The organism is Streptomyces sp. NBC_01750 (assembly GCF_035918095.1).
Taxonomy (GTDB): domain Bacteria; phylum Actinomycetota; class Actinomycetes; order Streptomycetales; family Streptomycetaceae; genus Streptomyces.
The window spans coordinates 7,646,785-7,669,308 of record NZ_CP109137.1 but is presented as its reverse complement, the minus strand read 5'-3'; the positions used below and the strand labels follow the sequence as shown (position 1 = coordinate 7,669,308).

The window sequence follows — 22,524 nt, the reverse complement described above, 5'->3', positions numbered from 1 at the left end:
GATGTTCAGGCGCCCCTGGGCGCGTGGATCACGTGGTGGACGCCCGGGCCGAACGTCCTGGACCGGACGACCTCGAGCGGGGTCGGGGCAAGCCCCTCCTGGAAGAGGCGCTTGCCACCGCCGACGGCGGGGGCGACGAGCAGCTCGATCCCGTCCACGAGGCCCTCGTCCAGCAGCCGGCGCACGAGTGTGACCGGCTTCCTCATGACGACTCCTCGATGGCCTTGGCGGCAGGGGGATCGGGTTTGACGGTGGGGTGGAGCGCGACGACGATCCGGTGCTCGCGGCCGCCCTCGGCGTTCTCGTCGTGGTACTTGGCGATCAGGGCGCCGACGCCGTGCGTCAACTCCTCGACGAACGCGGCCCGGTCGGCGGCCGAGGCGAAGCGCACCTCTCCGTCCAGCGCATAGGTCGCGAGCCTCTTGCGGGCCTTGGCCGCCCCGGTGATCAAGGTGCCGACATCACGTACGAGACGGGCGGCGACGGCGAGCATCCAGCGCGCCGAGAGCTGGTCGCGGAAGCGGGCCGGATCCGGCTGCACCGCGGCCAGGGCGAGCGGCGAGATCACATACGAGGCCGCCGTGGCCCGCATCAGCCGCTCGGTGACATTGCCTTTCCTGCGTTCGCCGGCCAGCTCGACCAGACCGTGCCGCTCCAGCGCCCTGAGGTGGTAGTTGACCTTCTGTCGGGGCAGTCCGACACGGCCCGCGAGCATGGCCGCCGACGCGGGCCCGGTGGCGAGCTCGGCGAGCAGCCGGGCACGCATGGGGTCCAGCGAGACGGCAGCAGCCGCCGAGTCCTCGATCACGGTCACGTCCAACATGACTCCACCCTCCCACCGACAAATAAATTTGTCCAGACTGAATCTCTTGTCGGTTACGCGCGCCTCCCACCGGCGCAGGTGCCTCTGATGCCGCGCGGAGTGCGTGGGGCGAGGCGCACCGGGAGAACCGCCTGCGGGCAGTGCCCGAATAGCGCGGCGCACCTCTGCCTTGGCGGCCGGTGATCGACGCGGCCTTCCTCGCCAACACCGTCGACGGCCGTCCGCGCGCCAAGTACCAGGCCGTGGTGCTGCCCGGCGACAGTCCCGCCGGAGTGGACGCCGCCGAGCTGGCGGCGCCGGCCTCGTACGAGCAGAGTTTCGCGATCCCGCAGGTCGACGCGTACACCTACGCCCGTCCCCAGGTCGGTCTGGACCACCCGGTCAACGGCGGGTACAGCGGCCCGCTGGTAGCGCGCGCCCCGGCTGCGGACCCTGATCCCCGGTCCCGCTCTCCTGCTGCCGGCCGCCTGCTCGGCCCCGCCCCCGGACCCCACTCCGGCACCGCGCCGGCTGCCGCGGCCCGGTACCGCCTGGCAGTGGCAGCTCGACGGGCCGATCGACGACCGCGTCGACGTACCGGTCCATGACATCGACGGCTTCGAGAACGACGCCTCGACGGTCCGCAGGCTCCACCGGGCCGGCCGCAAGGTCATCTGCTATCTCAACGCCGGCGCGTGGGAGTCCTTCCGCCCCGACCACAAGAACTTCTCCAGCGCCGTCCTGGGCTCCCAGAACGGCTGGGAGGGCGAACGCCGGCCGGACATCCGCCGGCTCGACACCCTCCGCCCGCTGATGGCCGAGCGCATGGACATCTGCCGGTCGCCAGGCTTCGACGCGGTCGGGCCCGATCTGCTGGACGCCTGTCTCAACGACACCGGCTTTCCGCTGACCGCCGCGCATCAGGTCGCGTACAACCGCATGATCGCGCGTCTCGCGCACGACCGCGGCCTGTCGGTCGGACTGAAGAACGATGTGCCTCAAGTGCCCCAGCTGGTGGACGATTTCGACTTCGCCGTGAACGAGGAGTGCGCACAGTACGACGACTGCGCGGAGCTGACACCTTTCGTGAAGGCCGGCAAGGCGGTCTTCCATGTCGAGTACGCACTCCCGGTCGACAAGTTCTGCGAGCGGGCTCGCCGGCCGGGGCTCGGTTCCATGCGCAAGAGGCTCGATCTGGGGGTGTGGCGCCAGCCGTGCTGAGGGCGCGACTCGAGGGAGAGCCGCGGTCTCTCAGCTCGAGGCGAGCACGGCCTGTACCGTCTTGCCGCCGCCGGGTCCGCCGCGGACGGCGAAGTGCTGCGCGAGGTGACGCACCATCGCGATGCCCCGCCCGCCCTCGTCCGCCTCCTGCGGTGAACACAACCGCGGCAGTACCGGACTGCCGTCCTCCACTTCAACGGTGACCAGTCCCGTGTCGACGCGCAGCCGCAGCCGGCAGCCGCTGCGGCCGTGCCGGGTGGCATTGGTGACAAGCTCCGAGACGACCAGCGTCACGTCTTCCACCTGGTCCCCGGACACCTCCTCGACGCGTCCGCTGGTGAGGAAGGCGGTCGTCAGATGCCGCGCCCAGCGGGCCGATGTCTCTGCCTGCGGCAGGATGTACGTCGCGCGTGCGGCTCGCCGACGGGCTTGCCTGTGCGCACGCATGGGATCACTCCGTTCTGACTAGGCAGCCGGTTCCGGCCAAGAAAACCGGGTGGGAGAGCCGTTGGCGGCATCCACGCAACGACAGGCCCCTCACCCCTGTGATTCCCGCGCGGCACGATCGGCAACCGGCCGCGGGCCCAGTCTTCGGGCCGGCAAGCCTCACAGCACGTGCCGGCCCTTCCCCAGCGCGATGACTCCGTTCTTCGAGACGGTGTAAAGCTCCTGGTCGCGCTCGGAGTTGACGCCGATCGTCGCGCCGGGCGGCACATCCACGTTCTTGTCCAGGATCGAGCCACGCACCACCGCGCCCCGGCCGATACGAACGTTGTCGTGGAGGACCGATCCCTGCACCACCGCTCCCTCCGCGACGACGACGCCGGGCGAGAGTACGGACCGGGTGACCTGACCGCGGACCACACAGCCGGGGCTGATGATCGACTCACTCGCGATGCCCGCGCCGGTGAAGCGGGCGGGCGGCAGCTGGCCGGAGTGGGTGTAGATGGGCCAGTGCCGGTTGTCGAGGTCGAAGACCGGACGGTCCGGAATCAGATCCATATGGGCTTCGTAGTAGGTGTCGATGGTGCCCACATCACGCCAGTAACCGTGCTCCCGCGCGTTCTCACCGGGCACATGGTTCTCATCGAAGTCGTAGAGCTGCGCCACCCCGCGCTCGGTGAGCATCGGCAGGATCGAGCCCCCCATGTCGTGGACCGAGCGATCGTCCTCGGCATCCCGGTGGAGAGCGTCCACGAGCACCTTGGTGGAGAAGAGGTAATTGCCCATGGAGGCGAAAACCCGGCCCGGGTCGCCCGGCAGCCCCGGAGGGTCGGTGGGCTTCTCCAGGAACCGCTCGACCCGGGCGCCGTCGGACGCGGGGGTGATGATCCCGAAGGAGGACGCTTCTGCGCGCGGCACCTTGATCCCGGCAACGGTGACCCCGGCGCCGCTCTCGATATGCCGCTGCAGCATCTGCCGCGGGTCCATCCGGTAGACATGATCGGCACCGAACACCGCGATGTAGTCCGGCTGTTCGTCGTTGACGAGGTTGAGTGACTGCAGGATCGCGTCCGCACTGCCGAGATACCAGCGCCGGCCGAGCCGCTGCTGGGCCGGTACGGGCGTGACGTAGTTGCCGAGCAGACTCGACATCCGCCAGGTGGTGGTCACATGCCGGTCCAGCGAGTGCGATTTGTACTGGGTCAGTACGCAGATACGCAGGATGTCGCCGTTGACGAGGCTGGAGAGGACGAAATCGACGAGCCGGTACATGCCCCCGAAGGTCACCGCCGGTTTTGCCCGGTCGGCGGTGAGCGGCATCAGCCGCTTGCCCTCCCCGCCGGCCAGTACGATTCCGAGCACCGAAGGTCCACCGCGCATCGCGCCCCCTCTATGCGTGCCATGCCCGCTATGGCTGCTATGACTTTTCGAGCAACTTCTCGTACACCTCGTACGTACGCCGGGCCACCTGATCCCAGCCGAACTCACGTACCGCGCGATCCCGCCCGGCCGCGCCCATCCTCGCGGCCTCCCCGGCGTCGTCGAGAACCCGGTTCACCGACTGGGTGAGACCCGACTCGAAGGCTTCGGGGTGAGCCTCGTCGTAGGGCACGAGCAGACCCGTGCGGCCGTCGTCCACGACCTCGGGAATGCCGCCGACCGCCGACGCGACGACGGCGGTTCCGCAGGCCATGGCCTCCAGATTGACGATGCCCAGCGGCTCGTACACCGAAGGGCAGACGAACACCGCGGCATGGCTGAGGAGTTGGATGACCTGGGGGCGCGGCAGCATCTCGGGAATCCAGTGCACCCCGTCGCGTGCGTCCTCCAGCTCCTCGACCAGCTGCCGGAATTCACGTCCGATCTCCGGGGTGTCGGGGGCGCCGGCCGCCAGCACCAGCTGGGCGTTCGGGTCGAAGGAGCGGGCGGCACGCAGCAGATGAGGGACGCCCTTCTGCCGGGTGATGCGGCCGACGAAGAGGACGAACGGGCGGTCCGGGTCGAGGCCGATCCGCTCGAGTACGGCCGTCTCGTGGTCGGGGCGGTACATGCGGGTGTCGATGCCGTTGTGGACGACACGCACCCGGTCAGGATCGAGGGCCGGATAGCAGGCGAGGATGTCGGCGCGCATACCGCGGGAGACGGCGATCACCGCGTCCGCGGCCTCGATGGCCGTACGTTCGGCCCAGCTGGAGAGGGCGTAGCCGCCGCCCAGCTGCTCGGCCTTCCAGGGGCGCAGCGGCTCCAGCGAGTGGGCGGTCATCACATGCGGTACGCCGTAGAGCAGCTTGGCGAGATGACCGGCGAGATTGGCGTACCAGGTGTGCGAGTGGACCAGTTCGCGGCCCTGGAGCTCGGCGGCCATCGCGAGGTCGACGGAGAAGGTGCGCAGTGCCTCGTTCGCGCCGTCGAGTCCGGCGAGCGCCTCGTGGCGCAGAACGCCTTCGGCGGCGCCCTCGCCCCAGCAGTGCACCTCGAGGTCGGCGAGAGCTAGTAACTCCCGGGCCAGAAACTCCACATGGACCCCGGCGCCCCCGTAGACGTCCGGGGGATATTCGCGCGTGAGCAGTCCCACCTTCACGAAGATTCACCTCGCGAAGGCCGTCGGCCCAGCACCATCGGCCTGTTTTTCAGCCGGGGGTCCGGCCCGCGGCAGAGCCGCAATCGGGGACAGCGTCCCCCGGGAAGACACAGCACCCCATGATGGTCACTCACATACGGCGTGCGCGGAAGACCGCGGTCAGGACCGCTGCGCGGAGCGCCGCGGCGGACGGTCGAAGACGCAGTCGCCGCACAGCCCGGCAGTCGGGCAGCGATAGTAGAGACAGCAGGTGCGGCGCCGCAGCGCGGGACCGTGGACCGTGCCGGACAGATCCGGATGGGCGAAGAGTCCGGCGGCGAGCGCCGAGGCCCGTTCGCCCACTTCCGGCCGGCCGCTGCGCCGCCCCCAGGCGTGGAGTTCGCGTACGGCCCCGGCGAGTGCGGAGCCCGCGTTGCCCCACAGCAGCTGCCGTGAGAGCCGTACATCGCCGCGGACCGCGTCCGCCAGGGGTACGAGATGGCCGTACTGCACCACCTCGCGGACCGTCTCCGCGGTCGCGGGCAGCGGATCTGCGGCGGTCAGCCGGAGATCGTCGGGCGCGCTGCGGTCCGGGTCCCAGTGCAGCCGCGCGGGGTCTAGGTCGGGCAGCTGTCCGTGCAGCACGGCGGAGCCGAGCGCGACCGACCAGAGCCGGGAGGCGAGCCCCAGGTGGGCGATGGAGGCGGCGACCCGTCGCTCGGGGGTGCGCAGGCGGGCTGCGACCGTGTCGATACGGGCCGTGAGCGGCGCGGTGTCGCCCGCGTACAGCCTCGCGAGTGGGAGCTGCCGCTCGCCGGGCGCGCCGATCCGCAGGGCGAAGAAGCCGCCGACCGAGCCCACCTCCTCCAGATCCACGCCCACGCTCCGCTCTCTGTCATCCCCCGTACGGGCTGTCATCACCCGTACGGGCTGTTTCCTTCCGGGCGGCCGGGATGTCCGCACCAGGTCACCGTAGCCACCGCTCGCGATGCACGGGCCTGACGAGGAAACTGGGTGGGGAACGCTGTATGCGTCCATATGGGCGCGTACGTCCCGGACCCGGGCGGGTCGGTCTCCACCTCACCGGCCCGCGCCCCCGCCGAGAGGGGGACTTCAGACCTACGCGCGTACTACGTCGGCAGTAGGCCCAAGTGCCTGCTCAAGGACGACGACGTAGACGCTGAAGAGGGAGATCGTGGTCTCTATGAGTTCCCTCGCACTGGCCGTGGTGCTGTCACTGGTCTCCGCGGTCGCCTATGCGGCCGGGGCGATCATGCAGGAGCATGTCGCTGCCACCACTTCGGCCAGGCCTTACGCCCCGCTGCACCACGCCGCGTGGTGGGTCGCCGTCGCTCTCAACACGCTCGGCGCCGTGCTGCATGTGGTGGCGCTGGCGTACGGGCCGCTGAGCCTGGTCCAGCCGCTCGGAGCCCTGACGATCGTCTTCGCGCTGCCGATGGCGGCGCTGTTCGTGCGGCGCAGGGCCGGGGCCGCCGCCTGGCGCGGCGCGATCCTGGCGACCGCCGGGCTCGCCGGGCTGCTGGCGCTGACCGGCACCTCCGCTTCCCATTCGCTGGACGGCGGCCAGCGTGGGGTGCTGGCAGCCGCGACGTTCGGCGGGGTGGCGCTGCTCTTCCTGGTCGCCCAGACCGTGAACCGGCCGATCATCCGCAGTGTGCTGCTCGCCGCCGCCGCGGGTGTGGCGTTCGGTATCGCCTCGGTGTTCACCAAGACCGTCGCGGTGGACTGGACCTGGTCCGCGCCGCTCGACCAGTGGCCGAGCCTGCTGGTGATCGCCGCCCTGGCCTGCGGTGGTCTGCTGCTCTCCCAGTCCTCGTACCACGGCGCGGGCCTCGCGGCCCCGTTGGCCACCGTCACGGTCGTCAATCCGGTGGTGGCAGCCGTTGTCGGCATCACGATGTTCGGCGAGACCTTCCGGTACGGCGTGCCGGGCACCGTGTTCGCGATCGGCTTCGGGGTCGTGGCGGCGGGCGGGCTGATGCTGCTGACGACGGAGCGGATCAAGGCGACGCGCGCGGAGGCGGAAGCACGGTCGGAGTCGAACGCGCAGGCACGCCCCTCGCAACAGCCGGTGCGCCGCTCGGAACCTCGGATGCGCCACGTGGAACCCCGAGGGCGCCACGTCCCTTTGCGCGGGCGTCCGTCAGACGGAGACGCCGCCCGACCTGAGGTAGGCGACGGGGTCGATGTCGGACCCGTATCCGGGCCCCGTACGCACCTCGAAATGGAGATGCGGCCCTGAGCTGTTGCCGGTGGACCCCGAGCGCGCGATCCGCTGTCCGCTGCTGACCTGCTGGCCGGAGCGCACAGTGAGCGCCGACAGGTGCGCGTACTGGCTGTACTTGCCGTCCGCGTGGCGGATGACGACCTGGTAGCCGTACGCACCGCCCCAGCCGGCCGAGACGACACGGCCGGAGGCGACGGCCTGCACCGCGGTGCCGGTGGGAACCGGGAAGTCCACGCCGGTGTGGTAACCGCTGGCCCAGGAGGAGCCGGGCTTGCCGTAGGGGGTACCGGGGCTCGCTTGTACGGGTGCGCTGAGTCCGGTCCTGTGCGCGGGCTTGGTCGCGTGCGCCTGCTTGGACGCCGGCTTCCTGGGCCGCTCCTGCTTCTTCTTGGGCGGCTCGTGCTTCGGCGCCTGCTGCTTGGGCTGGGCCTTCGGCTTCTGCTCGCCCGGCGCAGGGGACGACGGGTTGGGCCTCGGGTCGGGCTTGGGAGCCTCGACGCGCAGGATCAGCTTCTGGCCCGGATGGATGAGGTCGGGATCGGGGCCGACGACGGTGCGGTTCTGTGCGTACAGCTGATGCCAGCCGCCCCTGACCTGCTCGGAGTCCGCGATCTTGGAGAGTGAGTCGCCGCGGGCGACCGTGTAGCCCTCGCGATGCGTGGGCAGGGTGGTCGGCGTGGCCTTCTTCGGCGCTGCCTTGCGTTCGTACCGGTGCTCGCTCTGCGGCGCTAATCGCCCGGCCGGTGCGATGTCGGGGGCTTCACCGCCACGGGCGAGCCCGGCGCGGGCGGAGCAGGCGGGCCAGGCCCTCGGCCCCTGGCTCCCAAGGACCCGCTCGGCGACGGCGATTTGCTGGTCCTTGCTGGCGAGATCCGCGCGCGGGGCGAATTTCCTGCCCCCGTACGCCTCCCAGGTGGACTGGGTGAACTGCAGGCCGCCGTAATAGCCGTTGCCGGTGTTGATCTTCCAGTTACTGGTGGACTCACAGGCCGCGACCTTCTCCCAGACATCCACGGAGGCCGCGTGGGTCGTGCCCGCGCCGATGAGCGGCAGAGCCATGCCCGCACCGCCCGCGGTGACAGTGAGCGAAGCACGGTTGATGCGGCTCGGCTGGTATCGACGGTGCCGACCGGTTGCGGCCATCTTGAGACTCCCCCACTGATCTGCAGGTCACATCGCAATCGGCCAAACTAGGCGCAGGGCAGGCGCCATGACAAGAGGTCAGCTCCCGCGCACTGTGGCGCGGGCTGCGGCCGGGGGCCGGCTGCCGCCGCGCGCCAGGAAGTCGGCGAGCGGCAGTGTCGCGGCGCCGACGGTGACCGCGTCCGGACCGAGCCGCCCGAGTTCGATGGTGGTGCGGGCGCCCGCGTGGCGCAGGGCGTACTCCCCCGCGTACCGGCGCACTTCGGGGAGGAGATGCGGGCCGAGCAGCAGTCCGGCCCAGCCGCCGAGCAGGATGCGTTCGGGCCGGAAGAGGTTGATCAGGTCGGCGACGGCCGCACCCAGGTACTCGGCGGTGTCATCGAGCAGTGAGAGTGCCACCGCGTCGGGCTCGGGTCCGTCCGGGCCGGGGAAGGCCGCGGCGAGCAGCGCGGCCAGCGCGGTCTCGTCGTCGGCGTCGGCCGCCGGCGGTCCGCCCGCCTCCTGCCAGCGCTCGCGCAGCGCTTCCGCGCCCGCGTACGCCTCCAGACAGCCGAGAGAGCCGCAGCGGCAGCGCCGCCCCCGGATCCGTACGGTCGTATGGCCCCATTCGAGCGCGCTGCTGCGGGCATGTGCGTCGGGCGTGGCGGCATGCACGACACAGGCGCCGACTCCGGAGCCGATGAGTGCCACGGCGGCCTCGCGGGCGCCGCGGCCGCCGCCGAACCACATTTCGGCCTGGCCGAGCGTCTTGGCACCGTTGTCGATGAACAGCGGCACTTCGGACGGCAGTTGGACGGAGGCACGGAGGAGCTTCTCGAAGGGGACAGCGCTCCAGCCGATGGTCTGGCCGTGCACGATCGCGCCGTCGGGGGTGTCCTGTTCGATGATTCCGGGGACGCCGATCCCGACGCCGAGAAGGCTCGTCGCGTCGGCGCCCGCGTCCCGCAGGACGTCGGCGACGCCGGTACGGACATGGGCGACGATGCGCTCGACGTCGTAGCCGTGCTGGGCCAGCGGGCGCTCGGTGCGGGCGAGTTCGGTGAGGGAGAGGTCGAAGAGTTCGACGCGTACGCGCGTCTCGCCGATGTCGATGCCGATCAGCAGTCCGCCACCCGGGGTGACGCGCAGCAGTGTGCGCGGCCGGCCGCCGTCGGAGTCGACCACTCCGGCTTCCTCCAGCACTCCCTCGGCGATGAGTTCCGATACGACGTTGCTGATGGATCCTGAACTCAGCCCGGTGGCGGGTCCGAGTTCCTGGCGGCTCAACGGGCCGTGGAAATACAACCGTTGCAGTACCCGGGCGCGGTTGCCGCGCCGCAGGTCACGCACTGTCCGTCTGCTGCGCTCCGCCATGGTGCTCCTTCCGTGGACGCAACATACCCCGGCCGCAGCCCTTGACGCGACCTTCCCTCACCTCTTAAATCACGACATGAATTAAGCCAGGGAGACCGTTCGGGAACCGAACGCAGCCACCCCCGGGAAGGGGCCACCTCTCATGCGCACGAGCAGAGCCGCAGCAGCCGTCACCGTCGTCACCGCACTCGCCGCCGTCACGGGTTGCGGCGGAGGCACCTCCACCGACGGAGGAGGCAGCAACGAATCGCCCAGGACGCTCACGTACTGGGCCTCCAATCAGGGCCCGAACGTCGAGGCCGACAAGAAGATCCTCACGCCCGAACTCAAGAAGTTCGAGAAGCAGACGGGCATCAAGGTCAAGCTCGAGGTGGTCCCCTGGTCCGATCTCCTCAACCGGATTCTGGCCGCCACCACCTCCGGCCAGGGCCCCGACGTCCTCAACATAGGCAATACCTGGTCGGCCTCCCTCCAGGCGACCGGCGCGCTGCTGCCCTGGGACCGGAAGAACTTCGACGCGATCGGCGGACGTGACCGCTTCGTCGGTTCGGCTGTCGCATCGGCCGGAGCCCAGGGCAAGGACCCCGCGGCCGTACCGCTGTACTCGCTCGCGTACGCGCTCTACTACAACAAGAAGATGTTCGCCGATGCGGGGATCTCGCAGCCGCCGGCCACCTGGGACCAACTGATCGCGGACGGCAAGAAGCTCTCGAAGAACGGGAAATGGGCGCTGGGCACCGAGGGCGGCAACCTCGCGAACAACATCCACCAGGTCTTCGTGCTGGGGAAGCAGCACGGCGCGGACTTCTTCGACTCCTCGGCCAGGCCCACCTTCACCTCGGACGGCGCGGTCGCCGCGGTGAAGCAGTACGTCGACTTCATGGCCAAGGACAAGATCATCGCTCCGGGCAACGCGGAGTACGCCCAGAACCAGTCCCTCCAGGACTTCGCGCGCGGCATGACGGCCATGGTGCTGTGGCAGGCCGCCGCCTCGACGTTCGCCGCACAGGGTATGAAGCCCGCGGACTGGGGCGTGGCGCCCGTACCGGTCCCGGCCGGCGCTCCCGGCACCGGCCGGAACACCAACTCCATGGTCGCGGGCATCAATATGGCGGTCTTCAAGAACACGAGGAACATCGACGGCGCCAAGAAGTTCGTGAAGTTCATGACGAGCGACGCGGAGCAGAAGCTGCTCAACAAGACGTATGGATCCATTCCGCCGGTCAAGGCCGCCCAGCAGGACCCGGCGTTCTCCGCACCCGATCTGAAGATCCTGCGCGACACGCTGACCGCCAGCGCCGCACCGCTGCCCCAGGTGCCGACCGAATCGCAGTTCGAGACGGCCGTCGGCACCGCCGTCAAGGAGCTGTGGGCGGATGCCGCGGCCGGACTGCCGGTGACGACCGAATCCGTCAAGGCACACCTGGCCAAGGCCCAGCAGCAGATGCAGCAGTGAGGGCCGCCGGATGACCACCGTGGCTCCCGGCCGGACTGACCGGGCCGACAACGGTGCGAGCTCGGGCAAGGGGGATCCGCGCGGACGACTGCCACGTATCCCGGACCGGATCCGCCACGGCGGCCTGCCCTATCTCCTGCTCCTGCCGGCCGTCGCACTCGAACTGCTCGTCCATCTCATCCCGATGGTCATCGGCATCGTGATGAGCTTCCGCCGGCTCACGCAGTTCTACATCCGCAACTGGGGCGAGGCACCGTGGGCCGCGCTCGACAACTACAAGGTCGCCGTCGACTTCGACGCCCCGATCGGCCGGGCCCTGCTCCACTCCTTCTACGTCACCTGCCTGTTCACCGTCTTCGCCGTAGGACTGTCCTGGCTGTTCGGCGTCGCCGCGGCGATCATGATGCAGGAGAACTTCCGCGGCCGCGGCTTCCTGCGGGCGGTCTTCCTCACCCCGTACGCCCTGCCGGTGTACGCCGCCGTCATCACCTGGGCCTTCATGTTCCAGCGCGACAACGGCCTGATCAACCACGTCCTGCACGACCAGCTCGGCCTCACCGACCAGCCGTCCTTCTGGCTGATCGGCGACAACAGCTTCGTGGCGCTGGTCGTGGTCGCGGTCTGGAAGTCCTGGCCGTTCGCCTTCCTCATCGTCATGGCGGGGCTGCAGAACATCCCGCGCGAGCTGTACGAGGCCGCCGCGATCGACGGCGCCGGCGTCTGGCAGCAGATCCGCAAGATCACTCTGCCGTCGCTGCGCCCGGTCAACCAGGTACTGGTGCTCGTGCTGTTCCTGTGGACCTTCAACGACTTCAACACGCCGTACGTGCTGTTCGGCAGGGCTGCTCCGGAGGCCGCCGACCTGATCTCGGTCCATATCTACCAGTCGTCCTTCGTCGCCTGGAACTTCGGCTCGGGATCCGCGATGTCCGTCCTGCTGCTGCTGTTCCTGCTGCTGGTGACCGCCGCCTATCTGCTGCTCACCTCACGTGGAAGGAGGGGCGCCGATGCCTAGGCCACCCAGGTCTCCGAGCGCGCCGCCGCAGTCGTTCCTCTGGACGCGCCGCGTCGTACTGACGTTCCTCGCCGCGTTCGCGCTGCTGCCCGTCTATGTGATGGTCAGCAGCTCGCTCAAACCGCTGCAGGACGTGTCGGGGAAGTTCCGGTGGATTCCGTCGACATTCACGATCCGGCCGTACTTCGACATCTGGGACACCGTTCCGCTCGCCCGCTACTTCCTCAACTCGCTGATCGTGGCGGGCGCGGCGACAGTCCTGTCGGTGGTGATCGCGGTGTTCGCCGCGTACGCCGTGAGCCGCTACCGATTCCGCGGCCGGCGGGTCTTCACCATCACCGTGCTGTCCACCCAGATGTTCCCCGGCATCCTGTTCCTGCTCCCGCTGTTCCTGATCTTCGTCAATATCGGAAACAGCACCGGCATCGCCCTGTACGGCTCACGCGGCGGGCTGATCCTCACCTATCTGACGTTCTCGCTCCCCTTCTCCATCTGGATGCTGATCGGCTACTTCGACTCGATCCCGCGGGATCTGGACGAGGCGGCGACGGTGGACGGCTGCGGACCGCTCGGCGCGCTCTTCCGGGTCGTGGTGCCGGCCGCTGTCCCGGGCATCGTCGCCGTGGCCGTCTACGCGTTCATGACGGCCTGGGGCGAAGTTCTGTTCGCCTCCGTGATGACGAACGACGTCACCCGCACGCTCTCCGTCGGGCTCAAGGGCTACGCCACCCAGAACGACATCTACTGGAACCAGGTCATGGCCGCCTCGCTCGTCGTCAGCGTGCCCGTGGTCGCCGGTTTCCTGCTGCTCCAGCGCTATCTCGTCGCCGGCCTCACCGCGGGCGCCGTCAAGTGATCCGTCCCCCGAGCCCAGCAGAAAGGCAGTTCGTGAACGACCTCAACGCCCTTCCGGCCGATTTCACTTGGGGCGCCGCCACCGCCGCGTACCAGATCGAGGGTGCCGTGGCCGAGGACGGCCGCTCCCCGTCGATCTGGGACACCTTCTCCCACACGCCGGGATCGGTCGCGGGCGGCGACACCGGCGATGTGGCGTGCGACCACTACCACCGCTGGCCCGAGGACATCGCTCTGATGAAGCAACTCGGCATCGGCGCCTACCGGTTCTCGATCGCCTGGCCGCGGGTCGTGCCCGGCACAGACGGGCAGGTGAACAGGGCGGGCCTCGCCTTCTACGACCGGCTGGTCGACGGTCTCCTCGACGCGGGCGTCACGCCGTTCGCGACGCTCTACCACTGGGACCTGCCGCAGGCGCTCCAGGACCGGGGCGGCTGGCCGGCCCGCGAGACCGCGGAGCACTTCGCGGCGTACGCCTCCGTCGTCGCCGAGCGGCTCGCCGACCGGGTCAAGGACTGGGCGACACTCAACGAGCCGCTGTGCTCCGCGTGGATCGGCCATCTGGAGGGCCGGATGGCGCCGGGTCTGACCGATCTCAGGGCCGCGGTGCACGCCTCGTACCATCTGCACCTCGGTCACGGTCTGGCCGTCCAGGCGATCCGCGCGGCCTCGTCCGACGCGCGCGTGGGCATCGTCAACAATCTCAGCCCGATCGAGCCGGCGAACGACCGCGCGGAGGACCACGCCGCCGCGGTCCGGGCGGACGGCCACACCAACCGCTGGTGGCTCGACCCGATCCACGGCCGCGGCTATCCCCAGGACATGCTCGAGCTGTACGGCGTGGAACTGCCGGAGCGGGCAGGCGACTTGAAGAGCATCGCGACGCCGCTGGACTGGCTGGGGCTGAATTACTACTTCCGCCAGATCGTCACCGCCGACCCGACGGGCCCCGTGCCGTACGCCAAACAGATCTATCTGCCGGGAGCCCGCCACACGGCCATGGACTGGGAGGTCCACGCGGACGGCCTGGAGCTGCTACTGCTGCGGCTGACCGAGGAGTACGGCGCGCGGCGCATCTACGTCACGGAGAACGGCTCGGCCTATCCGGACGTCGTCCGCGCGGACGGCACCGTCAACGACCCCGAGCGCGTCCAGTACCTGGAGGAACACCTGGCCGCCTGCGGACGGGCCGCGCGCCGGGGAGCGCCGGTCGCGGGCTACTTCGCGTGGTCGCTGCTGGACAACTTCGAGTGGGCGTACGGCTACGACAAGCGGTTCGGTCTTGTTCATGTCGACTACGCGACGCAGCGCCGCACGATCAAAGGCAGCGGGCACAGGTACGCGGAGATCATCCGCGGCGCGTCGCGCAGGGCACGCAGGGCGGCGTGATCGGGTGCCTGTGCGTTCTCGAGCTCTCCCGAGCCGTGGCGCTGACCTGGCTGTTCAGCGGCCCGAGCAGCGATCCCCCTGCATCTGCAGGCCCATTGCAGGGGGTCATCGCGGCGCTCACATCGTCAGGGACTGCTGGTGTCGGCGGCGCCGAGGTGGGCGGTTTTCGTGCGCCTCTGCCCGGCGCTGCGCCCGATCCCTCGGCTCTCGACGACATACGCGAGCGCGTTGAGGGCCAATATGGCCGCGGCGAGTGCGGGCTGAGGGGCGAAGGTCCTCGGCGGGTCGACGAGCGCCGTGCCGGGGTAGAAGATCGCTGACAGCTGGGTGATCCAGTACAACGATGCGGCGCCGGTGGCGAGTTGAAGCCGGGAGTGCGACCAGGCGCCGCGGCGCATCCACAGGACGTACAGACCCACCAGACCGAGCGCAGCGCCGACGCTCATGGTCTGGGCGTTGTGGAACTTCGCGTGCGACGTCCAGTCGGGGTTGTAGATGTGCGTTTCATTCCAGTCCGCCACGTACGCGAGGCACATCGTGGCGAGCGAGGTCAGGGTCAGCAGGGCTCGCCCTGTACTTGTCTTGGGCATGGGATTCCTCCGCGGGGATGCGGCAGGCCGGCCAGTAGGCTGCCTGCCGGGCAGGTGCCACTTCACGTGGTGTGCGCCGATGAGCGCCGGCCGCGCTGCTGTTGTCAGGCGGCCCGGGCGGTCAACGCGCGGCCGCGGGCGTAGATGAGTGCCTGTTCGGCGACGCGACGGCCGAGGTGGGTGGCGGTGCTCAGGTCGGCGCCGTGGACGGCTTCGATGCCCTGGTCGATGTGGGTCGCCGCTCCCGCGCCGAGGTAGAAGCCCAGGCGGTTGTTCTCGTGCTCGGTGGAGGTGCTGGTGTTCCAGCCCGAGGGCAGGTCCAGGTTGACCCAGTGCATGCCATGCTGTGCGGCCAGGATGGTGAAGTACTGGAGGGTGTGAAGCTTGTCGCCGCTCTTGGAGCCGGAGTTGGTGAAGCCCGCGGCGAGCTTGTCCTGCCAGGCGCGGCGGATCCACCGCTTGCTGGTGGCCTCGGCGAAGACATGGAAGGCGCCGGAGGCGGTGCCCATGTAGGTGGGGGAGCCGAAGATGATGGCGTCGGCTTCGTCCAGGAGCGCCCACTGCGCGTCCGTGAGCGCGGTGATGTCGAGCAGGTGGACCTCGCTCCCCTCAACGGAGGCGGCGCCGGTCCGGACGGCGGTGGCGAGCTGGGCGGTGTGGCCGTAGCCGGAGTGGTAGGCAATGGCGATCGAGACAGCGGACACGGTCAATTCTCCTTGATGAACGAACTCGGGGGTTGGGGTGGCGGCGCCTTCAGCGCGCCGCCGGGCAGGCAGGGGCCACGGTCAGGCCGCAGCGGTCGTGACGGTCGGAGCGCGGCCGGTCGCGTACTGGTAGGAGGCGGCGATGGCCTTCTTGGCCACCTCGAGCTCGGCCTGGTCGCGGGGGGCGTAGAACATGACGACGTTGACGCCGCGGTCGTACAGAGGGTGCTTCTCGCCCCACCCGGAGGCCAGGAACGCGGCGTGGTCGGCCGGGTCCAGCGCCAGGTGGAGGCTGCCGTCGGCGTGCAGGTGCGCGAACTCCGCGTTTCCCCGGGGCAGGAACAGCCGGGCGCCCTCAGCCGGGGCGACGCCGCTGAGGAACACCGCCCAGGTGCTGGGGACGGATATCTCGCTGCGGCCCGGGACGATGCCGGGCAGCGCGGTGGTCATCCACTGCCGCAGTTCTTCCTTGATCTGCGGCGGGCTGGTCTGGGTGTACTGCAGGTGAGGGACCTCGGGCCCGGTCTCGGGCCGGTCACCCTCACGCGTGGGGAGTGCTGGGTACGTCATGGTGGTGCCTTCTTCGCGTCGGGGATCATGCCCCACAAAGCTGGGCTTGATCCGGTTCGGCGGGAGTGCCGGGCTGCTGTCTTCAGCAACACCACCAGGCTACTTTCCTCGATATAGTGGTTACCTCGGAGATAGTGCCCGCCAGGTTCGCGGGCCCAGGGCGGTAAGGAGACGGCCATGGCCGAGCCCGTGGAGCAGGCATGCCCGATCAATCCGGTGGTTGACCTGGTGTTCAGCCGCTGGACCACCCCGATCCTGTGGGTGCTCGAACACCATGGGCGGCTGCGTTTCAATGAACTGCAGCGGCTCGTGCCGACCATCACCCCCAAGGTCCTCACCCAGCGCGTGCGTCAGCTGGAACGTGACGGCATGATCGTGCGCACCTACCACGCGGAGATCCCGCCCCGGGTGGAGTACGAGATCAGCGACCTGGGCCGCACCCTGGTACCGGTCTTCGACACCCTCGTGGGCTGGTCCGAGGCGCACCTGCCACAGGTCGCCGCCGCCCGACGCGCCTATGACGCCGCCCGGGAGGAAGAGGAAGCCTGGGCCGAAGGCTGACTGCGGTCCCGCTCCAACCTGGACTCCCCTGCCCGCCGGCCCGGATCACGGGACGAACCGGCGCGGCGAGCCGTCAGGCATGGGCCGGCCCCGGGGGTTCGGTGCCCGGCCCGCGCGAGGCATGGGCGGCGAAGGAAGCGCGGTACGCGCGCGGGCTGGTGGCGAGGCGCGAGGCGAAGTGCTGGCGCATCGTGATCTCGCTGCCGAAGCCCGTACGGCGGGCGACCTCGGGCATCGGCAGGTCGGTGTGTTCGAGGAGCTTCTGGGCGGCGGCGATGCGCTGGTCCAGGAGCCAGCGCAGCGGCGTCGTGCCGGTGGCCGCGGCGAAGTGCCGGGCGAAAGAGCGTGCCGACATGCCCGCGCGGGCGGCGAGGTCGGCGACGGCGAGCGGTTCGCCGAGGTGGTGGAGGGCGTATTCGCGTACGGATGCGAGTGCGTCGGCGTCGCGGTCGGTGCGCGGGGTGGGGTGCTCGATGAACTGGGCCTGGGTTCCGGTGCGGAAGGGAGCGGTGACCATCGAGCGGGCGATCGACGCGGCCGCCTCGGCACCGTGGGCCGTGCGGACCAGGTGCAGGCACAGGTCGATGCCGGCGGCCGTACCGGCGGCGGTCCAGATGTTTCCGTCCTCGATGAAGAGGGCGTCGGGTTCGACGGTGACGCGCGGGTGCTCGGCGCGGAGCAGATCGACGAGGTTCCAGTGTGTGATCGCGCGGCGGCCGTCGAGGAGGCCGGCCTGGGCGAGGGTGAAGGCGCCGCCGCACAGGGCGGCGATGGTGGTGCCGCGGGCGTGTGCCCGGCGCAGGGCTTCGAGTACCGGCTGCGGTGCGGGGGTGAGGTGGTCGTCCAGGCCGGGGATCAGGATCAGGTCGGCACGGGCCAGCCAGGCGAGGGTGCGGTCGGGGGTGAGGCTGAGGCCCCCGCGCATGGGGACGGGCGTGGCGTCGGCGGCGGCGCGGCGCAGGTCGAAGGCGGGGACGCCGCGGTCGGTGCGATCCGTGCCCCAGACCTCGGTGATGACGGAGACGTCGAAAGCTCGGATGCCCGGGAAGCTGACGAGGGCGACACGGTACGGAACGGAGTCGGTGGCCACCGTGGCAGTAAATCATCGATCGCTGACTTGTACCCCTCTGGGGTCCGGCCGACCGGGGCGGCAGCATCGTAGGCATGGAGATCGCAGAGAACGCAGCACTGGTCGTGGTGGACGTACAGAAGGGCTTCGATGAGCCGGACTTCTGGGGTCGGCGGAACAACCCGGAGGCGGACGAGAACATCGCCTCGCTCATCGACGCCTGGCAGGCCACGGGGCGGCCGGTCGTCTTCGTCCGGCACGACTCGTCGAAGCCGGACTCGCCGCTGCGACAGGGGCATGAGGGAAACGGCTTCAAGGAGTACGTCGAGCAGCGGCGAGGAAAGGGGCCCGGGGCGGAGCTGTTCGTGACGAAGACCGTGAATTCGGCCTTCTACGGGACGCCGGACCTGGACGCGTGGTTCAGGGCTGAGGGCGTCTCGCAGTTCGTGGTGGCCGGGATCCAGACCAATATGTGTGCGGAGACGACGGCGCGGATGGGTGGAAACCTCGGGTACGAGGTGCTTTTCGCCCTGGATGCGACGTACACATTCGATCTCGAGGGTCCGTTCGGCTGGCAGCGGTCCGCGGACGAACTGGCGCAGGCGTCGGCCGTGTCGCTGCACGGCGGAGGTTTCGCGACGGTGGTGACGACCAAGGAGATCGTGGCCGCAGCGGCCTGACCCCGGCCCCGCACACGGACGCATGGGCGGGACCGGGACCGTACCTGACCCGCCGGACCGGATCCGGGGACGGGTCAGGTACGGGCAAGTGCCGTCAGACGTGGGCAGGCGCCGAGGGCTCCGTGCCGGTCTGGGTGACCACGGACGCGGCCACCTGGGAGGCGAAGGTCAGCATGTGCTCAATCCGGCCCGGGGACAGCGCCCGCTCCCAGCCTCGCTCCCGGCCTCCTGCCCTGCCGAGCCAGGCGAGGACTCCCGCCATGAACGCGTCTCCGGCGCCGATGGTGTTGACCACGTCGACCGGGACGGCCGGTACGGACACGGGAGGGGCGCCGGGGGTGTAGCCCGTACTGCCCCGGGCTCCCCGGGTCATGACGACGAGTCGTCCCTCCGCGGCCAGCCGCCGGCAGCTCTCGTCCGGATCCCTGTCCGGCCACAGCCGCAGCAGATCCTCGTCGCTGGCCTTCACCACATGGGCCGGCGCGCACAGGTCACGGAGCAGCCCGAGGCCCCGGCGGGGATCGATCGTGCGGTCCTCGCGCACATTGGGGTCAACCACCAGGAGCGAGTGCCGGGCGGCGGCCCGCGCCGTCGACGCGACTGCCTGGGCCGCCGGTTCGACGACGGCGGCCAGGCCTCCGACGTACACAGCCCCGAAGCGTCCGGCGTCGGCCGCCCGGTCCGGGAACCGGAACGTCGCCGTGTCATGGAGGTGGAAGTGGTAGCCGGTCCCCGTCTCCCCCGGATCGGCGACCGCCAGCGCCGTGGGGAGTTCGGAGCGGGCGCAGAGGCTGAGATCCACACCGGCGCCCGCGAGCCGCCGCTCGATGCTCCGCGCGAAGCCGTCGCCGCCGAGCGCTCCGGCGAAGGCGACAGACGTGCCGAGGCGCGCGAGGCCGACCGCCACATTGGCCGGTGCGCCGCCGGGCTGCGCGCGCCTGGCCTCCGGCTCACTCGGCACGGGGACGAGATCGATGAGCGCCTCGCCCAGTACCAGGACTCCGCCGGGGCCGCCGGGGCCGCCGCTCACGGTTCCACCACGATCTTGCGGCCGATGCCCGCCTTGAACCGGTCGACGGCCTCGGGGTACTGGTCCAGCGGCAGCCGGTCGCTGATGAAGACGGACGGGTCGAGCACCCCGGTCGCGAAGAGCGCGGCGGCCCGCTCATAGCTGTGCAGCACCGCCATCGAGCCGGTGATGGTGATCTCCTGGTTGTAGATCCGGTACGGCTCGACCACCGCTGTCGTCGCATAGTCGGCGACCCCGAACTGCAGGAAGGTGCCTCCCTTCGCGACCCGTCCGAGGCCGTCCTGGATGGCGCCCGCATTGCCGGTCGCGTCGATGACGAAATCCCAGCCGCCCGGCTGCTCCAGCTCCTCGGCGCCCGCTGCCGAGCGGGAGCAGCCGAGCAGAGAGGCCGTCGCGAGGCGGTCCGGATTGATGTCGAGTATGTCCACGCCCGCGGCGCCCGTGCGCTTGGCGAGTTCCAGCATCATCAGGCCCATGGTCCCCGAGCCGTATATCAGCACGCTGGCGCCGAGGGTGCTGCTGTTCAGCACGTCGTATCCGCGCACCGCGCAGGACAGCGGCTCGATCAGCGCCGCGTCCTTGACGTCGATATGGCCGGGCAGCCGTACGCAGTTGGCGACGGGGGCGACGGCGAACTCCGCCGCACCACCCGGCACGGTGACGCCGATGGCGGCCCACCGGTCGCAGAGATTGCCGCGTCCGGCCCGGCAGTACCGGCATTCGTGACAGTGCAGGGACGGGTCGACCGCGACCTTGTCGCCGACGGCCAGTTCGGTGACGTCGCTCCCGATACCCACGATCTCACCGGCGAACTCATGACCGGGCACGATCGGCAGCGTGGGCGCGAACTCGCCCCGCAGAATGTGCAGATCGGTGCCGCACAGTCCGCACGAGGCCACCGAGACGACGACCTCCCGCGGCCCCGGGGTGGGGTCGGGAACCGTCGTGACGGAGACCTTGCCGGGGGCTTCGACGATCGCTGCCCTCATTTAACAGCTCCAAGGGAAAGGCCCTGGACGAGCTTGTCCTGGGCGGCGTATCCGGCGGCGAGCACCGGCAGGGAAACAACGACGGAGGCGGCACACAGCTGGGCCAGGAAGAGGCCCTGACTGGTGACGACTCCGGACAGATAAACCGGAGCGGTCTGGGCCACGACCCCGGTGAGCACCCGGGCGAAGAGCAGCTCGTTCCAGCTGAAGATGAAGCAGATCAGGGCGGTGGCCGCGATTCCGGGACCGGCCACCGGCGCGACAATCCGGGTCAGCACAGTGGGCAGCCGGGCGCCGTCCACCTGGGCCGCCTCGATGATCGAGACCGGCACGTCCGCGAGGAAGGACTGCATCATCCACACCGCGATCGGCAGGTTCATCGAGGTGTAGAGGATGACGAGGAGCCAGATGTTGTCCAGCATCCCGGCGTTCTTCGCGAAGAGGTAGACGGGCAGCAGACCCGCGACGACCGGCAGCATCTTGGTGGACAGGAAGAAGAACAGCACGTCCGTCCACTTGCGTACGCGCCGGATGGAGAGCGCGTACGCGGCCGGCAGCGCGAGAAGGAGCACCAGCACTGTGGAGAAGACGGAAGCCGAGAGTGAGTTGATCAGCGAAGGCCAGGGGCTCGGACCGCCGTCGGCGCCGAAGAACTGCCGGTAGTTGTCGAGGGTGAGCGCCGCCGCGAGCGGGGGCGGGTTGGTGGCCGCGTCCGCCTCCGAGTGCAGGGAGGTGAGCAGCATCCACATGGCGGGCAGACAGAAGCCGAGCCCTGCCACCCAGGCCACCAGGCCCAGTGCGGCGGAGCGTCGCCGGGCGCGGCGCGCGGCGGGCGGCAGCAGTTTCGAAGGAGCCAAGGTGGCTGTGGTCGCGGTCATGCGCGGTTCGCCTCCTCACGGAAGAGGGACGAGACGACCCGGAGAGCGAATGTCGCGATGATCATCGTGCCGATGACGACGACGACTCCCGCGGCGGACGCCAGCCCGTACTCGTGAGCGTTGTAGAAGGTCTGGTAGATCGTGTACGGAAGGTTGGCGGTGTCCAGCCCTCCGGCGGTGATGGTGAACACCGCGTCGAAGTTCTGCACGATGTACACCGAGCCCAGCAGCACGCCGAGCTCGAGGTACCGGCGCAGATGCGGCAGGGTCAGATAGCGGAAGGTCTGCCAGCTGCCGGCGCCGTCCAGGCGTGCGGCTTCCATCATCTCGGCGGGCCGGCTCTGCAGTCCCGCGAGCAGGATCAGCATCATGAACGGCGTCCACTGCCACACGAGCGCGGCTTCGACGGCGATGAGAGGCATCCCGGAAATCCAGTCCGGCTGCGGCGGGGACGTATCGCCGAACAGCTCACCGATCCAGGTCAGCGCCCCGTTGAGCAGTCCGTACTCCGGGTTGTACAGCGCGTGCTTCCACAGCAGCGCCGCGGAGACGGGCACGATCAGGAAGGGCGTGATGAGCAGGGTGCGCACCATGCCGCGGCCGAAGAAGGAGCGGTCGAGGAGCAGGGCGAGGAGCAGCCCGAGCACCACGGTGGCGACGACGACACTCGCGGTGAGCAGGACGGTGGTGCAGACCGAGTCGCGCAGCTCCGGGTCGGTGACCACGGAGGTGTAGTTGGAGAATCCGGCGAAGTCGCGCTCGTCCGGGCTGAGCGGGTTCCAGTCGAAGAGCGATATCACCAGCGTTGCCACGAACGGCAGTTGGGTGACCGCGATCAGGAAGACGAGGGCGGGCAGGAGCGGAGCCCGGGTGGCCCAGGCCCGTACTCCCCGCTTCCGCTCCTTCGGCTGCCGCGCCTGCTCCGAGCGGATCTGCGGGGACAGCGGCCGGCCGGTGACGGATGTGC

General features: G+C 69.8%; 24 protein-coding genes. 8 read left to right on the top strand and 16 right to left on the bottom strand.

Annotation, left to right across the window (positions count from 1 at the left end):
- Nucleotides 1–5 precede the first annotated feature (5 nt).
- Both OG966_RS34640 and OG966_RS34635 read right to left on the bottom strand, forming a co-directional pair.
- Entirely contained in the window at nt 6–206 is a 201-nt protein-coding gene (locus OG966_RS34640) for a dihydrofolate reductase family protein (RefSeq protein WP_326654008.1), read from the bottom strand.
- Nucleotides 203–823, bottom strand: coding sequence for an ArsR/SmtB family transcription factor (locus OG966_RS34635; RefSeq protein ID WP_326654007.1), 621 nt, complete (start codon nt 821–823; stop codon nt 203–205). The genes OG966_RS34640 and OG966_RS34635 overlap by 4 nt, the downstream gene beginning before the upstream one ends.
- A 423-nt stretch (nt 824–1,246) precedes the next feature.
- Here OG966_RS34635 and OG966_RS34625 point away from each other — a divergent pair, with 423 nt between their 5' ends.
- On the top strand, nt 1,247–2,023 hold the full coding sequence (locus OG966_RS34625) for an endo alpha-1,4 polygalactosaminidase (protein WP_442806824.1): 777 nt from the start codon (nt 1,247–1,249) through the stop codon (nt 2,021–2,023).
- Between the two features lie 30 nt (nt 2,024–2,053).
- On the opposite strand, the gene OG966_RS34620 is transcribed toward OG966_RS34625, so the two are convergent.
- The 4 genes from OG966_RS34620 to OG966_RS34605 all read right to left on the bottom strand — a co-directional run bounded on the left by OG966_RS34620 (nt 2,054) and on the right by OG966_RS34605 (nt 5,903).
- Nucleotides 2,054–2,470 carry an ATP-binding protein gene (locus OG966_RS34620; RefSeq protein WP_326654006.1) on the bottom strand — a complete coding sequence of 139 codons (417 nt, stop codon included), beginning with the start codon at nt 2,468–2,470 and terminating at the stop codon, nt 2,054–2,056.
- Between the two features lie 159 nt (nt 2,471–2,629).
- Nucleotides 2,630–3,847: a glucose-1-phosphate adenylyltransferase gene (gene glgC / locus OG966_RS34615; RefSeq protein ID WP_326654005.1), complete on the bottom strand. Its 1,218-nt coding sequence runs from the start codon at nt 3,845–3,847 to the stop codon at nt 2,630–2,632.
- 37 nt (nt 3,848–3,884) lie between these two features.
- A complete protein-coding gene (gene glgA / locus OG966_RS34610) occupies nt 3,885–5,048 on the bottom strand; it encodes a glycogen synthase (protein WP_326654004.1) in 1,164 nt (387 codons plus the stop codon).
- 159 nt (nt 5,049–5,207) lie between these two features.
- A complete protein-coding gene (locus OG966_RS34605) occupies nt 5,208–5,903 on the bottom strand; it encodes a (2Fe-2S)-binding protein (RefSeq protein WP_326654003.1) in 696 nt (231 codons plus the stop codon).
- Nucleotides 5,904–6,231: 328 nt separating this feature from the next.
- Here OG966_RS34605 and OG966_RS34600 point away from each other — a divergent pair, with 328 nt between their 5' ends.
- Entirely contained in the window at nt 6,232–7,290 is a 1,059-nt protein-coding gene (locus OG966_RS34600; protein WP_326654002.1) for a DMT family transporter, read from the top strand.
- On the opposite strand, the gene OG966_RS34595 is transcribed toward OG966_RS34600, so the two are convergent.
- Nucleotides 7,192–8,418, bottom strand: a complete 1,227-nt coding sequence (locus OG966_RS34595; RefSeq protein ID WP_326654001.1) for a transglycosylase family protein — start codon at nt 8,416–8,418, stop codon at nt 7,192–7,194. The two genes, OG966_RS34600 and OG966_RS34595, sit on opposite strands and share 99 nt — an antisense overlap.
- A 78-nt stretch (nt 8,419–8,496) precedes the next feature.
- Nucleotides 8,497–9,771, bottom strand: coding sequence for an ROK family transcriptional regulator (locus OG966_RS34590; RefSeq protein ID WP_326654000.1), 1,275 nt, complete (start codon nt 9,769–9,771; stop codon nt 8,497–8,499).
- Between the two features lie 142 nt (nt 9,772–9,913).
- On the opposite strand from OG966_RS34590, the gene OG966_RS34585 reads away from it, so the two are divergent.
- Genes OG966_RS34585 through OG966_RS34570 form a run of 4 tightly spaced genes read left to right on the top strand, consistent with a single transcriptional unit; the run spans nt 9,914 to nt 14,486 of the window.
- On the top strand, nt 9,914–11,227 hold the full coding sequence (locus OG966_RS34585) for an ABC transporter substrate-binding protein (protein WP_326653999.1): 1,314 nt from the start codon (nt 9,914–9,916) through the stop codon (nt 11,225–11,227).
- 10 nt (nt 11,228–11,237) lie between these two features.
- Nucleotides 11,238–12,242 (top strand): carbohydrate ABC transporter permease, encoded by a 1,005-nt coding sequence (locus OG966_RS34580; protein WP_326653998.1) that lies wholly within the window; start codon nt 11,238–11,240, stop codon nt 12,240–12,242.
- Complete coding sequence (locus OG966_RS34575; protein WP_326653997.1) at nt 12,235–13,098, top strand: carbohydrate ABC transporter permease; 864 nt, start codon at nt 12,235–12,237, stop codon at nt 13,096–13,098. Before OG966_RS34580 ends, OG966_RS34575 begins: the two co-directional genes overlap by 8 nt.
- A 32-nt stretch (nt 13,099–13,130) precedes the next feature.
- On the top strand, nt 13,131–14,486 hold the full coding sequence (locus tag OG966_RS34570) for a GH1 family beta-glucosidase (protein ID WP_326653996.1): 1,356 nt from the start codon (nt 13,131–13,133) through the stop codon (nt 14,484–14,486).
- Nucleotides 14,487–14,611: 125 nt separating this feature from the next.
- Here OG966_RS34570 and OG966_RS34565 read toward each other — a convergent pair whose 3' ends face one another.
- The 3 genes from OG966_RS34565 to OG966_RS34555 all read right to left on the bottom strand — a co-directional run bounded on the left by OG966_RS34565 (nt 14,612) and on the right by OG966_RS34555 (nt 16,350).
- On the bottom strand, nt 14,612–15,076 hold the full coding sequence (locus OG966_RS34565; protein WP_326653995.1) for a DUF6640 family protein: 465 nt from the start codon (nt 15,074–15,076) through the stop codon (nt 14,612–14,614).
- Nucleotides 15,077–15,180: 104 nt separating this feature from the next.
- Complete coding sequence (locus OG966_RS34560; RefSeq protein WP_326653994.1) at nt 15,181–15,780, bottom strand: flavodoxin family protein; 600 nt, start codon at nt 15,778–15,780, stop codon at nt 15,181–15,183.
- Nucleotides 15,781–15,861: 81 nt separating this feature from the next.
- Nucleotides 15,862–16,350, bottom strand: coding sequence for a luciferase domain-containing protein (locus tag OG966_RS34555; RefSeq protein ID WP_326653993.1), 489 nt, complete (start codon nt 16,348–16,350; stop codon nt 15,862–15,864).
- A gap of 177 nt (nt 16,351–16,527) precedes the next feature.
- Here OG966_RS34555 and OG966_RS34550 point away from each other — a divergent pair, with 177 nt between their 5' ends.
- Nucleotides 16,528–16,911 carry a winged helix-turn-helix transcriptional regulator gene (locus OG966_RS34550; RefSeq protein WP_326653992.1) on the top strand — a complete coding sequence of 128 codons (384 nt, stop codon included), beginning with the start codon at nt 16,528–16,530 and terminating at the stop codon, nt 16,909–16,911.
- 73 nt (nt 16,912–16,984) lie between these two features.
- On the opposite strand, the gene OG966_RS34545 is transcribed toward OG966_RS34550, so the two are convergent.
- Nucleotides 16,985–18,001: a GlxA family transcriptional regulator gene (locus OG966_RS34545; RefSeq protein WP_326653991.1), complete on the bottom strand. Its 1,017-nt coding sequence runs from the start codon at nt 17,999–18,001 to the stop codon at nt 16,985–16,987.
- Nucleotides 18,002–18,075: 74 nt separating this feature from the next.
- On the opposite strand from OG966_RS34545, the gene OG966_RS34540 reads away from it, so the two are divergent.
- On the top strand, nt 18,076–18,660 hold the full coding sequence (locus tag OG966_RS34540) for a cysteine hydrolase family protein (RefSeq protein ID WP_326653989.1): 585 nt from the start codon (nt 18,076–18,078) through the stop codon (nt 18,658–18,660).
- 94 nt (nt 18,661–18,754) lie between these two features.
- Here OG966_RS34540 and OG966_RS34535 read toward each other — a convergent pair whose 3' ends face one another.
- From OG966_RS34535 to OG966_RS34520, 4 genes are read right to left on the bottom strand one after another with little or no spacing between them, the layout of a single operon-like run.
- Nucleotides 18,755–19,690, bottom strand: a complete 936-nt coding sequence (locus tag OG966_RS34535; protein ID WP_326653988.1) for a PfkB family carbohydrate kinase — start codon at nt 19,688–19,690, stop codon at nt 18,755–18,757.
- On the bottom strand, nt 19,687–20,679 hold the full coding sequence (locus tag OG966_RS34530) for a zinc-dependent alcohol dehydrogenase family protein (RefSeq protein WP_326653987.1): 993 nt from the start codon (nt 20,677–20,679) through the stop codon (nt 19,687–19,689). Before OG966_RS34530 ends, OG966_RS34535 begins: the two co-directional genes overlap by 4 nt.
- Complete coding sequence (locus OG966_RS34525) at nt 20,676–21,557, bottom strand: carbohydrate ABC transporter permease (protein ID WP_326653986.1); 882 nt, start codon at nt 21,555–21,557, stop codon at nt 20,676–20,678. Before OG966_RS34525 ends, OG966_RS34530 begins: the two co-directional genes overlap by 4 nt.
- Nucleotides 21,554–22,501: a carbohydrate ABC transporter permease gene (locus tag OG966_RS34520; protein ID WP_406733677.1), complete on the bottom strand. Its 948-nt coding sequence runs from the start codon at nt 22,499–22,501 to the stop codon at nt 21,554–21,556. Before OG966_RS34520 ends, OG966_RS34525 begins: the two co-directional genes overlap by 4 nt.
- Nucleotides 22,502–22,524: the final 23 nt, after the last annotated feature.